Origin of the sequence: Actinokineospora sp. (genome assembly GCF_050699995.1) — a bacterium.
GTDB lineage: Bacteria > Actinomycetota > Actinomycetes > Mycobacteriales > Pseudonocardiaceae > Actinokineospora.
In genome coordinates this window covers 1-1,073 of the sequence record NZ_JBOHGC010000550.1, presented here as the reverse complement: position 1 = coordinate 1,073, position 1,073 = coordinate 1, and the positions used below count along the sequence as shown (strand labels likewise).

The 1,073-nt window shown below is 67.9% G+C and carries 1 pseudogene; it reads left to right on the top strand.

The features are described 5' to 3' along the window. Positions 1-728: pseudogene (locus tag ACRDSQ_RS26735) on the top strand (hypothetical protein); the annotation flags it as partial. Positions 729-1,073: the final 345 nt, after the last annotated feature.

Sequence of the window (1,073 nt, the reverse complement as noted above, 5' to 3'; positions counted from 1 at the left end):
GGTGTTCCTGGCGGAGAGTCGCCACGGCGCGGGCCGCCCCGCCCGGCGATCCGCGCGCGGCCGTCGTCGTCACCGGACTGAGCGGTGAGATCGAGCACTTCTGTGGCCTGGCCGACCGGGTCATCGTGCAAACCCGTCGCCGGGTGCTCGGGGGCGAACAGGTCCCCGTCCACGAGAAGATCTTCTCGATCTTCGAGCCCCACACCGATCTCATCAAGCGCGCCAAAGTGAAGACCGCCGTCGAATTCGGGCACAAAGTGTTCCTGGCCGAAAGTCGACACGGCCTCATCACCGACTACCGCGTGCTCGACGGCAATCCCGTCGACGAGGTCCATGTCCCGCCGTCGCTCGCCCAGCATCAGGCCAGCTTCGGGCGCGCCCCCGCCCTCTACGCGGCCGACCGCGGGTTCTACACGCCCGCCAATGTGGAGGCGGTGACCGCCGCCGGCGTGGACACCGAGTGTGTCCCCCAGCGCGGCGGGCGCAAGACCGAGGAGCGCACGGCGCACGAGAAGAGTCGCCCCTTCAAGCAGGGGCAGCGCTTTCGCGCGGGCATCGAAGGCCGCATCTCGGTCCTCCGGCGCGGTCGCGGGATGCGGCGCTGCCTGCTCCAAGGGCGCGGGCGGTTCGAGGTGTTCGTCGGCGCGGCGGTGTTGGCCAACAACCTGCTGCGGATCGCCGACCTCATGAGTCGGCGCGCCGCGCGACGACGACGGCGCGCCGCGTAGCGGCCGGCCGCCGCGCTGGCGGCGCCACGGTGAGGAGTTCGGCCTCGCCGACGAGCCCGCGGCGTCAGCGATCGCAGAAGTGATCACTGAGGCACCATCGCCCGGCTCACAGCCCGATTTCTCCTCGATCTCGACCACACCACTACGACCAGCACGGGTCTGCGTGCGAAAATACCCTGAGATTTGTTCACGAAACCCAGTTTCGCGACAGAAACTAGCTAGCACCCCGGGGGGGCATCTCCATGCAGATGCCCGGGCAGCATCCAGGTAAAGATGCTCGCATCCATTGGTGGATGCCCGGCATCTTGTGGCAAATGACGGCGTTGCAGTCCAATAGTAGTTGGG